This is a genomic window from Kitasatospora sp. NPDC093679 (assembly GCF_040683455.1).
Lineage (GTDB): Bacteria > Actinomycetota > Actinomycetes > Streptomycetales > Streptomycetaceae > Kitasatospora > Kitasatospora arboriphila.
The window spans coordinates 1-13,273 of sequence record NZ_JBFBDW010000004.1 but is presented as its reverse complement, the minus strand read 5'-3'; the positions used below and the strand labels follow the sequence as shown (position 1 = coordinate 13,273).

The window sequence follows — 13,273 nt, the reverse complement described above, 5'->3', positions numbered from 1 at the left end:
GGATCCCTCCGGGGACGCGGACGATCGCGGATTGTTCGTACCATGCTAGAACAATCTCGGCGTGGTGACGGAACGATCCGCGATCGTCGCTGCGAACCTCCGGTGCCTTTGCCCGGGAACGGCCCGCGGGCCGCCCGGGCCGTGCCGTCAGGCGGCCGTGAGCGGCAGCAGGTCGGCGTGGTGGCGGCGGGTGACCTCGGGGTGCGCCCGCAGGTAACCCTTCAGCTCGTTCCGGCCGAACTCGGCGAACAGCGGGTTCGCCGGGTCCTGGGTGGCACCGGGCGCGTGGTGGGCCTGCGGGAACTCGAGCGGCTCGATGTGCGCGTCCAGCCGCGGGTTGTAGAAGAACGGCACCGAGAACCGCTCGCGGGCACCGGGCGGGCTGACCACCCGGTGGCTGGTGGCCTTCAGGTAGCCGTCGGTGGCGACCTCCAGCAGCTCGCCGAGGTTGACCACGAAGGCGCCCTCCATCGGCGGCACCTCCAGGAAGGAGCCGTCGGAGCGCTCCACCTGCAGGCCGCCGACGGTGTCCTGCAGCAGCAGGGTGATGAAGCCGTAGTCCTTGTGCGAGCCGACGCCCTGCCCGGCGCCGTCCGGTGCCGTCCCGGGGTAGCGGACCAGCTTCAGCCGCAGGTGCGGGTGGCCGGCGAAGGCGTCGTCGTAGAAGTCCGGCCGGGCGCCGATCGCGGTGAGCAGTTCGTGCAGCAGCCTGCGGGCGACGCCGCCGAGTCGGTCGATCCAGTGCAGCGAGGCCTCGCGCAGCTCGGGCAGTGCGTCGGGCCACTGGTTGGGGCCCTCCAGCCACCAGTACGGCGGCTCGCCGGAGCCGGGCACGTGCGGGGGCAGTTCGGCGCCGATGTCGAGCTGGTCGCGCCAGTCCCGGCTGCCGCCGGTGCGCTCGTCACCGGTCCGGGTGTAGCCGCGGAAGTGCGGGGAGTTCAGGTTGCTCACGGCCAGCCGGTCGGCCTCGGGGAGGCCGAAGAAGGCGTGCATCGCGTCGGTGAGCGCGGCGGTCTCGGCCGGGGTCACGCCGTGGCCGACGAGCTGGAAGAAGCCGACGTCGGTGGCGGCGGAGCGGAGTGCCGCGTGGAGCCGCGCGCGGTCCTGGGCGCTGCCGTCGGCCAGCGAGAGGTCGATGACCGGGAGGTTCTCGGCGCGGTCGTCGAGGGGGCCGGTGGAACCGGTGGGACGGGACTGCTGGGTCATGGGTGACATCACCTGGGTGTCGAATGCCCCGGCGGGCCCGGCGGTCGCCGGGGACGCTGCCGCTGCCGCGCCGGGTGTGGCCGGTGCAGCGGGGCCGGGGGAGGGTGTGTGCCCGAAGGGCGGAGGACGAGCGGGATCAGCCGGAGCGTCGACAGGACATGCTCGTGACGCGGAGCAGGTCCACGTGGCGACGGCTGACGAGAAGGATCACGCCACCAGCGTAACGGACCGCGACCCGGTGGTGGCCGGGCCCGCCCCCGGCACTCCCGCCGCCCGGGGCGGGGGCTCACCCGGCGAGTGCGCGGGCCGCCCGTTCCCTCAGCTCGTTCTTTCTCACCTTGCCGCTGACCGTCATCGGGAAGCCCTCGACCACGTGCACGTGGCGGGGGGTCTTGTAGTGCGCGAGCCGGCCGCGGCAGAACTCGGCCACCTCCTCGGCCCCGAGCGTGCCGTCCGGGTCGCGCAGCACCACGAAGGCGCAGATCTCCTCGCCGTAGCGCTCGTCGGGCACGCCGACCACCTGGACGTCGGCGATCGCCGGGTGGGTGTGCAGGAACTCCTCGATCTCGCGCGGGTACACGTTCTCGCCGCCGCGGATGATCATGTCCTTGATCCGGCCGACGACCGCCAGGTAGCCGTCCTCGTGCATCACCGCGAGGTCGCCGGTGTGCATCCAGCCCTCGTCGTCGATCGCCTCGGCGGTGCGCTCCGGCTCGTTCCAGTACCCGATCATCACCGAGTAGCCGCGGGTGCACAGCTCGCCGGGCTCGCCGCGGCCGACCGTCCGCCCGGTCTCCGGCTCGACGACCTTCACCTCCAGGTGCGGCAGCACCCGGCCGACCGTGCCGGTGCGGTGCTCCAGGTCGTCGTCGCGGCGGGTCTGGGTGGAGACCGGCGAGGTCTCGGTCATCCCGTACGCGATGGCCACCTCGGCCATGTGCATCTCGGTCTGGACCCGCTTCATCACCTCCACCGGGCAGGGCGAGCCGGCCATGATGCCGGTGCGCAGCGAGGTGAGGTCGTGGGCCGCGAAGTCGGCGAGGCCCAGCTCGGCGATGAACATCGTCGGAACGCCGTACAGCGAGGTCGCCCGCTCGGCCTGGACCGCGTGCAGGGTGGCGGCCGGGTCGAAGCCCTGGCCGGGGATCACCACGCAGGCGCCGTGGCTGAGCGCCGCGAGGTTGCCCATCACCATGCCGAAGCAGTGGTAGAAGGGCACCGGCAGGCAGATCCGGTCCTGCTCGGTGTACCCGACCAGCTCGCCCACCCAGAAGCCGTTGTTGAGGATGTTGCGGTGCGAGAGGGTGGCGCCCTTCGGGAAGCCGGTGGTGCCCGAGGTGTACTGGATGTTGATCGGGTCGTCCGGCGCCAGGTCGGCGGGGAACCCCCCGTCCCCGTCGAGCTCCAGGAACTCCGGGTCGCCGATCCACAGCGTCTCCCGCAGGCCCGGGCACTCCTCGCGGACCTCGGCCACCATCGCCCGGTAGTCGCTGGTGCGGTACTCGGGCTGGGCGACCAGCAGGCCCACCCCGGACTGGTTCAGCGCGTACGCCAACTCGTGCGTCCGGTAGGCCGGGTTGATGTTCACCAGGATCGCGCCGAGCCGGGCGGTGGCGTACTGCACCAGCACCCACTCCGGGCAGTTGAGCGCCCAGATGCCGACCCGGTCGCCGCGGCTGACCCCGCGCGCCCGCAGGCCGCGGGCCACCCGGTCGACGTCCCGGCCGAGTTCGGCGTACGTCCAGCGGCGGCCGCTCGGCACGTCCACCAGCGCCTCGCGCTCCGGGTGGGCGGCGACCGCCCGGTCCAGGCACTGCCCGATCGTCTCGTCCAGCAGCGGCACGTCGGTGCGGCCGTGCGTGTGGGACGCCTGTGCGGTCACCGTTGACCTCCTGGGCCGGTCGCGGCCGGGGGGGACCGGCCGGGACCAAGGCTTGCCACCGGACGCCGCCGCGTCAAGGGCACCCGGCCCGGCGCGCCGCCGACCGCCCCGTGGGGGAGTCGCGGGGAGGACCGGCGAGCGCCGTCACGGAGTTGTGACGAAAGCGGGAAGAAAACCGGTTCGTGGCGGGCGATGGTTCGCCTAGGGTCGATCCCATGGCGCGTCACAACTCCATCGGTTACCGCAAGAAGGTCCTCCTGGCTGCTCGTCTGGTCGGCGCGAGCGCCCTGGGCGGCGTCCTCGTCGCGGGTCTTGCCCTGCCCGCCGTGGGGGCCGCCGGGCTCGGCGCGCAGTCGGCGGTGGAGGACTTCGACGGCCTGCCGGACGACTTCAGGACGCCGCCGCTCTCGCAGGCGTCCACCGTCTACGACGCGGCCGGCGGCACGATCGCCACCATCTACAGCCGGGACCGCACGGTCGTCGGCGCCGACGCCATGTCGCCGCTGGTCAAGACCGCCCTGGTGGACATCGAGGACAGCCGCTACTACCAGCACGGCGCCGTCGACCTGAAGGGCGTGCTGCGCGCGCTCAACTCCAACGCCGCCTCCGGCACCACCGCGCAGGGCGCGTCCACCCTCACCCAGCAGTACGTCAAGAACGTCTTCGTCGACCAGGCGGGCGACGACGTGCAGAAGGTCCAGGAGGCGCAGCGGCAGACCCTGGACCGCAAGATCCGCGAGCTCAAGTACGCCATCAAGGTCGAGGAGACCCTGACCAAGGACCAGATCCTCGCCAACTACCTCAACATCACCTTCTTCGGCGAGAAGGCGTACGGCATAGAGACCGCCGCCCAGCGGTACTTCAGCGTGCACGCCAAGGACCTGTCGCTCCCTCAGGCCGCCCTGCTGGCCGGCCTGGTGCAGTCGCCGTCCGCCTACGACCCGATCGTCAACCCGGCCGCGGCCAAGACCCGGCGCGACACCGTGCTGCGCCGGATGGCCGAGCTCGGGCACATCACCGCGGTGCAGGCCGCGGAGGCGATCGCCACCCCGGTGGAGCTGAAGGTGACCCGGGCCCACCAGGGCTGCATCACCGCGGGGACGGGCGAGGGCTTCTTCTGCGACTACGTGCAGCGGGTGGTGCTCTCCGACCCGGCCTTCGGCAGGACCCCGGAGGAGCGGAAGGCGCTGTGGAAGCGCGGCGGCCTCCAGATCCGCACCACCCTCGACCCCAAGGCGCAGAAGGCGGTGCAGCAGGCCGTCACCGCGCACGCCGCGCCGTCCGACCGGCCGGCCGCGGTGATGTCGGTCGTCCAGCCGGGCACCGGCAAGGTGCTGGCGATGGCGCAGAGCCGCCCGTACGGGCTCGGCAAGGACCAGACCACGATCAACCTGAACGTGCCGAAGAAGATGGGCGGCGGCCTCGGCTTCCCGACCGGCTCCACCTTCAAGCCGATCGTCGCGGCGGCGGCGCTGGAGAACGGCGTCCCGGTCAGCCGCACCTACACCTCGGGCTACAGCATGCCGTGGCCGGCGATGCAGGACTGCTCCGGCGGCCGCTTCCCGGAGAGCGGCGAGGTGCACAACGACAGCCGCACCCTCGTCGGCAGCTTCGCCATGCCGGCCGCGATGAAGCAGTCGGTCAACACCTACTTCGCCAACCTGGAGGCCGAGACCGGCCTGTGCGAGGTGTCGAAGACGGCCGCCAAGCTGGGCATCACCCAGCAGGCCGGCGGCGAGAAGCTCAGCGTGGTGCCGTCGATGACCCTCGGCAGCAACGACCTGACGCCGCTGGAGATGGCGGGCGTGTACGCGGCGTTCGCGGCCCACGGCACCTACTGCGCGCCGACCGCGATCACCTCGGTGACCGGCCCGGACGGCAAGTCCCTCGCGGTGCCGAAGGCCTCCTGCACCGAGGCGCTGTCGCGGACCACCGCGGACACCGTCACGGCGATGCTCCGCGGTGTGGTCGAGGACGGCGGCACCGGCCACACCGCGGGCCTGTCCGACCGGGAGACGGCCGGCAAGACCGGTACCACCAACGAGGGCCGGCAGGTCTGGTTCGTCGGCTACACCCCGGAGATGGCCGCCGCGACGGTCGTCAGCGACACCATGAACCCGGCCCCGCTGGAGGGCCAGCGGATGGGCGGCGAGCGGATCGACGCCGCCTTCGGCGGTGCGGTCGCCGGTCCGATCTGGCGCCAGGCCGTCGAGGACGCCCTGGACGGCGTCCCGGCCGGCGAGTTCACCGCGGTGCGGCTGCCGTCCGCCGCGGAGCCGTCCGACTCCGAGCAGCAGACCCCGGGGACGGGCCGGCCGACCCAGGGCGGCGGGCAGCCGGCCACCGGGCAGCCGACCCAGGGCAGGCGGCCCACCCGGGGCGGCGACCAGACGGCCCCCGCCACGGGCCGGCCCGTCCCGGGCGGCAGCGGGCGTCCGACCCACGGCACCGGCGGGACCACCCCGGGCGCCGAGCAGCCCGGCCCGAGCCCGAGCGGCGGTCAGTAGCCGGTCGCGCCGTCGAGGCGTTCGCGCAGCAGGTCCGCGTGGCCGTCGTGGCGGGCGTACTCGGCGATCATGTGGACCAGGATGCGGCGCAGTGACACCGGCTGCCCGGTGGCCCGGTGCACGCCGGTGACGTCCAGCGAGGGGGCGGCGGCGACGATCTCCCGCGAGCGCTCGCACTGGGCCCGCCAGACGGCGAGCGCCTGCGCCGGGTCGCCGTCGAGGGTCTCGAAGTCCTGGTCGGGGTCGTCGTCGGAGTAGTAGAGCATCTCCACCGGCAGCCCGGCGAACTGCAGGTGCAGCCACCACCGCTCGACCCCGGCGAGGTGCCGCAGCAGCCCGTGCAGGGTCAGCCGGGACGGCGGCACCGCGTGCTCGGACAGCTGCGCGGCCGTCAACCCGGCGCACTTGAGGGCCAGCGTCTCGCGGTGGTGCTCCAGGTAGGCGGTGAGGATCTCCCGCTCGTCGCCGACCAGCGGGAGGGCGGGCCGGGCGCCGCCGTCGTCCCACACCTGGGAGTAGTTCTGCGGCGGGATCTCGGGAACGGGGTTCGCCGTCGCGGGGTTCTCGGGATTCTCGGTCATCCCGCCAGCCTGGCACGGGCCGCCGACAGTGCCCGGGATCGGCGGTGCGTCAGGACGCCCCCGCGCCGAAGGGGCAGCCGCCGCCGGTCCTTCCGTCGGCGGGCCCGCCGGCCGGTGCCTCGAACGTGCCGAGCTCGCAGATGCGGTACCCGTCGGGATAGCCGCGGACCTGCCGGCCGTCCCGGGCCAGGTGGGGCTCGCGGCGCGGCGGCAGCAGCCGGACCAGCCGGCCGCGCAGCCGCATCCCGCCGCGGACCAGCGCGGTGAGGACGGCCGGCGGCCTCGGGTAGCCGAACGCCTCCCGCAGCGGGTCGTCCAGCAGGCAGATCGAGGAGCGCCGCATCTGGGCGCCGAGCGGGCGCGGGTACCAGCTCGCGGTGAGGTCCAGGGTCGCGTCGGAGACCGCCCGGCCGCCCTCGTCGAAGGCGAAGTTCGCCCGCTCGTAGGCGTCCAGCAGCCGCTCGAACTCCTCGTACGTCTCCGGGACGTCCCGCAGGCCCATGTGCCGGCCGAGCTCGCGGTAGTAGTTGACGGCGGCGCGGACCTCGTGCGCGGAGTACGGCCGCCAGCCGTAGTCGTCGAGCCAGCGCTTGGGCACCACCACGAAGGTGGCGAGGACGTAGACGAAGTCCTCGTTCGAGATCTCGTACCGCCGGTGCATCCCGTTCATCCGGCGGATCGCCTCACGGCCCTGCTCCGAGCCGAAGCCGTGCTCCAGCACGGCCTCCAGGATCAGCACGGTGTCGTCGTACCGCTTCTGCGCGCGCCCGGTGAACTCTCCCGTCCGGGCCAGCAGCCGGCCGATGGAGGGCACCGCGTAGGTGCGGTAGAGCGCGAAGCCGAGCGACTGGTTGGTGTCCCAGGGGAACTCGTACCAGCTGCTGATCCGGTAGATCTCCGCGTAGTCGGTCTCCGGATCGAGCTGCCGGATGCGGTCCAGCCAGTCGTGACGCTTCATCATGGACCTTCCGGCGGGCTGGTTCGGGAGCGGTCCCGACTGTAGGGGCTGTCCAAGATCACGGTCAACGGCGCCGGACGCCCTGCCGCCCGCCCGGTGGAGCGCCGTGCTGCCCGCCGGGCCGCCGGCCGTGTCGCGGAGGTGTGCCGGCCGTCGGGGGTGCAGGGTGGAGGGGTGACGGTGCACGGACGGCGGCGCCCGGCTGCCCTGCGCGGGGCGTGGCAGCGAGCCCATGCGCTGGTGATGATCCCGCTGGGCTTCATCGTGCTGATCTCGGTGGTCGACCTCGCCTCCCCGACCGACGTGCACCTCGGCCCGCTGCTGGTGGTCGCCCCCGCGATCACCGCCTCCTTCGGCGGCCCCTGGCTCACCGGCCTGATCGGCGCCCTGGCGGTGACCGCGCAGCTGGTCATCGGGATCTTCCACGGCGGCCTGTTCACCACCAACCACGAGACCCAGATCATCGCGCTGGTCCTGGTCTCCACGCTGATCGTGCTGTACTGCCGCGTCCGGGACAGACGCGGGCGCGAACTCACCCGGGTGCGGTCCGTCTCCGAGACGGTGCAGCGGGTGCTGCTGCGGCCGCTGCCCGACCGGCTGGGGCCGCTGCGGCTCGCCGCCCTCTACCTGCCCGCTGAGGACGAGGCCCTGCTCGGCGGCGACCTGTACGCGGCCACCCGGGTGCCCGGCGCCACCCGGGTGCTGATCGGCGACGTCCGCGGCAAGGGCCTCACCGCGATCGAGGACGCCGCCCAGGTGCTCGGCGCCTTCCGCGAACTCGCCCACCACCACACCGGGCTGCCGGGCCTCGCCGCCGCCCTCGACGCCGGCTTCGCCCGCCACCTGGCCGAGACCGCCGGGAACGCCACCGGGAGCGCGGACGGGGACGACGCCGTCGAGCGCTTCGTCACCGTGCTGCTCGCCGACCTGCCCGACGACCCGGCGGAGCCGGTCCGGATCGCCAACTGCGGGCATCCGCCGCCCCTGCTGCTGGCCGAGGGCAAGGCCGTCCGCACCCTGGAGGCGGTCCATTCCGCCCCGCCGATCGGACTCGGCACCCTGCCCGGCGCGCACTACCGGCAGGAGGCCTACGACGTGCACTCCGGCGAGACCCTGCTGCTCTACACCGACGGCGTCACCGAGGCCCGCGACGGCGAACGCGCCTTCTACCCGCTCGCCGAACGCGCCGCGGACTGGGGCGGCGTCGAGCCGTCCGCGCTGGTGGACCGGCTCCGCCGCGACCTGCTGGCGCACGTCGGCGGGCGGCTGAAGGACGACGCCGCGGCGGTGGCCATCGAACGCGCCTGACCGGGCGGAGGCCCGGCAGTCGGAGACCGGGCAGGCGGAGGCTCAGGGGCGGGCCGGGCGCTCCTGGACGGCCCAGCCGTTGCCGTCCGGGTCGGCGAAGAACACGAAGGAGTTCCAGTCCCCGCCCTTGCCCTCGGCCTTCACCCCGTCCTCGAAGTGCTGCACCGGGCTGACCTCGACGCCGCCCTCGACCAGGGCCGCCCTGGCCGCCTCGACGTCGTCCACCACCAGCTGCAGACCCTGCATCGAACCGGGCCGGGAGTCGCTGACCCCGGTGCCGATGATGATCGAGCAGGCCGAGCCCGGCGGGGTCAGCTGGACGATCCGGGCCTCCGCGCCGATCCGGGTGTCGGTGTCGACCACGAAACCGACCCGGTCGGCGTAGAAGTGCTTGGCCCGGTCCACGTCGGAGACCGGGACGACCACCACTTCGAGCTTCCAGTCCACGCTTCCCCGCCTCCGCTCGTCGCTCCCGCCGGTCCGCCTCCACCCACTGTGCTGGACGGGCCGCTCGGCGTGCCGGCCGACACGCAGGGTCGCGGGTCGTGTGTTTCTGCAGCTCGGCCGGGCGATTCGGACTCGAAGAACGCCGAACTGATGTTCGATGCTGGGGGAATCGCCGGTGCCGGCCCGTCAGGCCGCCACCAACCCGGTCGCCACCCGCCTCGACCCGCTGCGGCTCGGCCTGTGACCGACCGGGGGATCAGGCCAGGGCCGCCGCCACGGCCGCCTCGGCGTGCAGCCGGGTGGTCGGGAAGACCGGCACCGGGCTGTCCTCGGACCCGACCAGCAGCTCGATCTCGGTGCAGCCCAGCACCACGCCCTCGGCGCCGCGGGCCACCAGGCCGGCGATCACCTCGCGGTACGCGGCCCGGGACTCCTCGCGGACCACGCCGAGGCACAGCTCCTCGTAGATCACCCGGTGCACCTCGGCCCGCCCGGCGGCGTCCGGGACCAGCACCTCCAGGCCGTGTCCGGCGAGGCGGCCCCGGTAGAAGTCCTGCTCCATGGTGAAGGCGGTGCCGAGCAGGCCGATCCGGCGCAGCCCCGCGGCCCGGACGGCCCCGGCCGTGGTGTCGGCGAGGTGCAGCAGCGGCACGTCCACCGCCGCCTCGACCCGGTCGGCCACCTTGTGCATGGTGTTGGTGCAGATCAGCAGCAGGTCGGCGCCGGCCGCGGCCAGCGAGCGCGCGGCACCGGCCAGGACCTCGCCCGCCTCGTCCCAGCGGCCGGCGGTCTGCAGCCGCTCGATCTCGGCGAAGTCGACCGAGTACAGCACGCACTTCGCCGAGTGCAGCCCGCCGAGCCGCTCCTTGGTGAGCTCGTTCAGCAGCCGGTAGTACTCGGCGGTCGACTCCCAGCTCATTCCGCCGATCAGTCCGATCGTCCTCATCGCGCCACTGTCGCACACCGCCCGGCCGGGCCCCGCCGGGGGTTCGGCCGGGGGTTCAGCAGCACCGGCCCTCGGCGCCGGCCCGGGTGAAGTCGCCGGCCGCGAGCGCCCCGGCGGGGATCGTGAAGTAGAGCGAACCGGCGTCGCCCCAGCCCCAGTTCAGTTCGGCGTCACCGGCGAGCTGCAGCAGGTGGACGGCGGGCCCGTCGGCGTCCCGGACGGTCACCGGGGAGCTGTAGGAGGTGTCCGGCCAGCCGAAGGCGCGGTGGCGGTCGGCGGTGTTGCCGTTCAGGCCCTCCATGGCGTCGAGGAGCAGCGAGGGGGCGCCCCAGTGCGCGTCCCGGTCGAAGGGGAGGTCCTCGTCCTCGACGTCCCAGCCGTCCGGGAGCATGACGACCCCTTCGGCGCGGACGGGCACCGCGGGGTAGCGCCTCGCGGGTGCGGGTGCGTCCGTCTCCACGGCCCGCGCCGGGTCGGCGGGGAGCACCCGGTACATCGCGGGGGAGGAGGTGTCCAGCTTCGCGTACTGCTCGTACGGGACGTCCGGGTCGAGTTGGAAGAAGTTCAGCAGGCCGGGCCGGACGGGCAGGTGGCCGCCGAGCCAGGGGGCGAGCGCGTCGGTGTCGAGGACGGCGAGCAGGGAGAGCGGCATGCCGTCGTGGACGGGCCACGGGGTGCCGGGCTCCAGCAGGGCGGGGCCGCCGAGCCGGCAGCGTCCGGTGGCCGGGGCGCCGTCCGCCGGGCGCTCCAGCCGGAAGCCCCGGCGGGCCATCGCGGCGAACTGCCCGCCGGCCTCCTCGCCGAGCCGTTCGGTGCAGATCAGGTGCAGGGCGGCGTCGTCCTCGAACTCCATGCCCGTGATCGTCCCAGGGCCCGGGAAACCGGTTGGCAGCGGGCCGCCGCGGCGGGTACGACTGGTGGCCATGACCCCCACCGCGCCCGGTTTCGCCCCCGTCCCGCTCGACCTCGGGGACGTCCTCCTGCTGCCCTGGGGCGCCGGGCTGCTGCGGTACGCGCCCGGCGTCGCCCGGATCACCGCGGACGAGGAGGTCGCCCTGTGGAACCCGATCCGCGAGACCGACCCCGAGGCCTGGATCCTCGGCCACGCGGACGGCGGCAGCGGGGACGTGGCGGGCTTCGCCGTGCTGGACGCGGCCACCGCGGCCCTGCTCGGCACGGTCGGCCTGTACTGGCCGAACCGTGCCGACGGGCAGGCCGCCATCGGCTACCGGCTGCTGCCGGAGGCCCGCGGCCGTGGCGTGGCGACCCGGGGCACCGCGGCGGCCGCCCGCTGGGCGTTCGCCACCGCGGGTGCCCGCCGGATCGAGCTGTGCCACGCCGTCGGCAACACCGCCTCCTGCCGGGTCGCCGACCGCTGCGGCTTCCCGCTGGAGGGCACCCTGCGGGCCTCGCACCGCTACGGGGACGGCCGCCACCACGACGAGCACCTGCACGCCCGCCTCGCCGGCGACCCGGAGCCCGTGGCCTTCGGTGCGGCCCGCTGAGGGTTCACCCCCGGGCGGTCGGCATGCCGATCAGCACCGGTCCGCCGGCCGGGGCGCGGGTGCAGGCGTCGTGGCAGTCGGCGTCCAGGCTGCAGCAGAGCGAGCAGACGGTGCCCTCGTGGAACGGGCAGTGCGCGGTGTCCGGCACCTCGTACGCGGTCTCGCAGACCGTGCACACCCGGGTGTCGGCGGCATCCGCGTTGCCGGCGTCCGGGTTGGGCCGGGCCAGGTAGTAGCGGCCCCCGGTGGCCTTGGCGATCAGCGGGCTGAGCACCATGGCCAGCACCAGGGCGATGAACGGGCTGAAGGCCTTCGCGTACGTGCCGAACCAGCCGAAGAACGCGGCGATCGAGACGGCGGCGGCCACGCACATCGCCCCGAACCCGGCCGGGTTCACGGCGTACAGGTGGGCCCGCTTGAACTCGATGTGCTTCGGGCTCAGCCCCAGCGGCTTGTTGATCACCAGGTCGGCGGTGACGGCGCCGATCCAGGCGATCGCCACGTTGGAGTAGAAGCCCAGCAGGCTGCCCAGCGCGCTGAACATGTCGAGCTCCATCAGCAGCAGCGCGATGCCGCAGTTGAGGAAGATGTACCAGACCCGCCCGGGATGGCGGTGCGTCAGCCGGGAGAAGAAGTTCGACCAGGACAGCGAGCCGGAGTAGGCGTTGGTCGAGTTGATCTTGATCTGGGACACGACCACGAACAGGCCGGCCAGCGGCAGCGCCGCCGCCCCCAGCCAGGGCCGCAGCGACTCCACGTACGGCGCGATGGGCTCCAGCGCCCTGGTCCCGCCGACCGCGTCCAACGCGGCGAACGCCAGCAGCGCGCCGCCGAGTTGCTTCAACGCACCGATCACCACCCAGCCCGGACCGGCGGCCAGCACCGCGAGGTCCCAGCGGCGGGCGTTCTCCGGCGTGCGCCTCGGCATGAACCGCAGGTAGTCCGCCTGCTCGCCGATCTGGGCGATCAGCGACAGGGCCACGCCCGTGCCGAGCCCGAAGCCGAGCAGGGTGAACCCGGAGCCGACCCCGGCGGTGCCGCCGAAGTGCGTGAACGCGCCGAACACACCGGGGGAGTGGAACGCCAGCACCACGAAGGGCGCGACCAGCCCGACGATCCACACCGGCTGCGTCCACGCCTGCATCCGGGCGATCCAGCTCATCCCCTTGAACACGATCGGGATCACGACCAGTGTGGTCAGCAGGTAGCCGACCGGCAGCGGGACGTGCAGCACCTCGTGGAGGGCCTGCGCCATGATCGAGCCCTCGAGGGCGAAGAAGATGAACGTGAAGCTCGCGTACACCAGCGAGGTCAGCGTCGAGCCCAGGTAGCCGAAGCCCGACCCGCGGGTCAGCAGATCCATGTCGACGCCGTTCGCCGCACACGCCCGGGCGATCGGGATGCCGGTCAGGAAGATCACCACGGCGGCCGTCAGGATCGCCGCCAGCGCGTTGGTGAAGCCGTACGACATCACGATGCCCGCACCGATCGCGTAGTCCGCGAGGTAGGCGATGCCGCCGAGCGCCGTCGACGCCACCGCCGTCGGCGACCAGCGGCGGAAGGAGTGCGGCGCGTACCGCAGCGAGTAGTCCTCCAGGGACTCGTCCGCCGCGCTGCCGCGGTACGAGCGGCGCGGCCCGGTCTGCGGCCGTCCGCCGTCGTCGGGCCGGGTCGGGGTGTGCGGGCTGGTCGTGTCGGTCATGTCACCGCTCCCGTCTGTGCTCGGGTTGTGCGGCGAGGGTAGGGACGGGGGGTTAAGTGCACCGGCGCGCCGCGGTTTCACCGCCGTAACTGCATCCGGTCGGTGACGCACCGTCAACCGGACGCGCCGACGGGCCGCGGGGGGGGGCGGGCCGGCGGCCGGGGCCCCCCCCCGGGCGCCCACCCCGTTACGGCGCCGGGCCGGGGGGGGCGGCGGCGCGGGGCGCGGCCG

At 73.7% G+C, this 13,273-nt stretch carries 11 protein-coding genes; 3 read left to right on the top strand and 8 right to left on the bottom strand.

All coding sequences use genetic code 11. From position 1 onward, the window contains the following. Positions 1–147 precede the first annotated feature (147 nt). A complete protein-coding gene (locus AB0O09_RS04950; RefSeq protein ID WP_344627490.1) occupies positions 148–1,206 on the bottom strand; it encodes a 2-oxoglutarate and iron-dependent oxygenase domain-containing protein in 1,059 nt (352 codons plus the stop codon). A gap of 286 nt (positions 1,207–1,492) precedes the next feature. Continuing rightward, entirely contained in the window at positions 1,493–3,088 is a 1,596-nt protein-coding gene (locus AB0O09_RS04945) for an AMP-binding protein (RefSeq protein ID WP_363540228.1), read from the bottom strand. 215 nt (positions 3,089–3,303) lie between these two features. On the opposite strand from AB0O09_RS04945, the gene AB0O09_RS04940 reads away from it, so the two are divergent. Then, positions 3,304–5,595: a transglycosylase domain-containing protein gene (locus AB0O09_RS04940; RefSeq protein WP_363540227.1), complete on the top strand. Its 2,292-nt coding sequence runs from the start codon at positions 3,304–3,306 to the stop codon at positions 5,593–5,595. Here the strand turns inward: AB0O09_RS04940 and AB0O09_RS04935 are convergent. After that, the gene (locus AB0O09_RS04935; protein WP_363540226.1) at positions 5,589–6,176 is read right to left on the bottom strand and encodes a DinB family protein; all 588 of its coding nucleotides are present in this window, start codon (positions 6,174–6,176) and stop codon (positions 5,589–5,591) included. The genes AB0O09_RS04940 and AB0O09_RS04935 overlap by 7 nt on opposite strands. Positions 6,177–6,225: 49 nt before the next feature. Then, positions 6,226–7,134, bottom strand: a complete 909-nt coding sequence (locus AB0O09_RS04930; RefSeq protein ID WP_363540405.1) for an oxygenase MpaB family protein — start codon at positions 7,132–7,134, stop codon at positions 6,226–6,228. 243 nt (positions 7,135–7,377) lie between these two features. On the opposite strand from AB0O09_RS04930, the gene AB0O09_RS04925 reads away from it, so the two are divergent. After that, a complete protein-coding gene (locus AB0O09_RS04925) occupies positions 7,378–8,442 on the top strand; it encodes a PP2C family protein-serine/threonine phosphatase (protein WP_363540404.1) in 1,065 nt (354 codons plus the stop codon). 42 nt (positions 8,443–8,484) lie between these two features. Here AB0O09_RS04925 and AB0O09_RS04920 read toward each other — a convergent pair whose 3' ends face one another. The 3 genes from AB0O09_RS04920 to AB0O09_RS04910 all read right to left on the bottom strand — a co-directional run bounded on the left by AB0O09_RS04920 (position 8,485) and on the right by AB0O09_RS04910 (position 10,688). Continuing rightward, entirely contained in the window at positions 8,485–8,889 is a 405-nt protein-coding gene (locus AB0O09_RS04920) for a VOC family protein (protein WP_363540224.1), read from the bottom strand. A 256-nt stretch (positions 8,890–9,145) separates the two neighbouring features. Further along, positions 9,146–9,835, bottom strand: a complete 690-nt coding sequence (locus AB0O09_RS04915) for an aspartate/glutamate racemase family protein (RefSeq protein ID WP_363540223.1) — start codon at positions 9,833–9,835, stop codon at positions 9,146–9,148. A gap of 55 nt (positions 9,836–9,890) precedes the next feature. Next, complete coding sequence (locus AB0O09_RS04910) at positions 9,891–10,688, bottom strand: YwqG family protein (protein WP_363540221.1); 798 nt, start codon at positions 10,686–10,688, stop codon at positions 9,891–9,893. A 70-nt stretch (positions 10,689–10,758) separates the two neighbouring features. Between AB0O09_RS04910 and AB0O09_RS04905 the strand changes: the two genes are divergently transcribed. Continuing rightward, positions 10,759–11,340 (top strand): GNAT family protein, encoded by a 582-nt coding sequence (locus AB0O09_RS04905; protein WP_363540219.1) that lies wholly within the window; start codon positions 10,759–10,761, stop codon positions 11,338–11,340. Positions 11,341–11,344: 4 nt separating this feature from the next. Here the strand turns inward: AB0O09_RS04905 and AB0O09_RS04900 are convergent, their stop codons facing one another. Then, positions 11,345–13,042, bottom strand: a complete 1,698-nt coding sequence (locus tag AB0O09_RS04900; RefSeq protein WP_363540217.1) for a hypothetical protein — start codon at positions 13,040–13,042, stop codon at positions 11,345–11,347. Positions 13,043–13,273 lie beyond the last annotated feature (231 nt).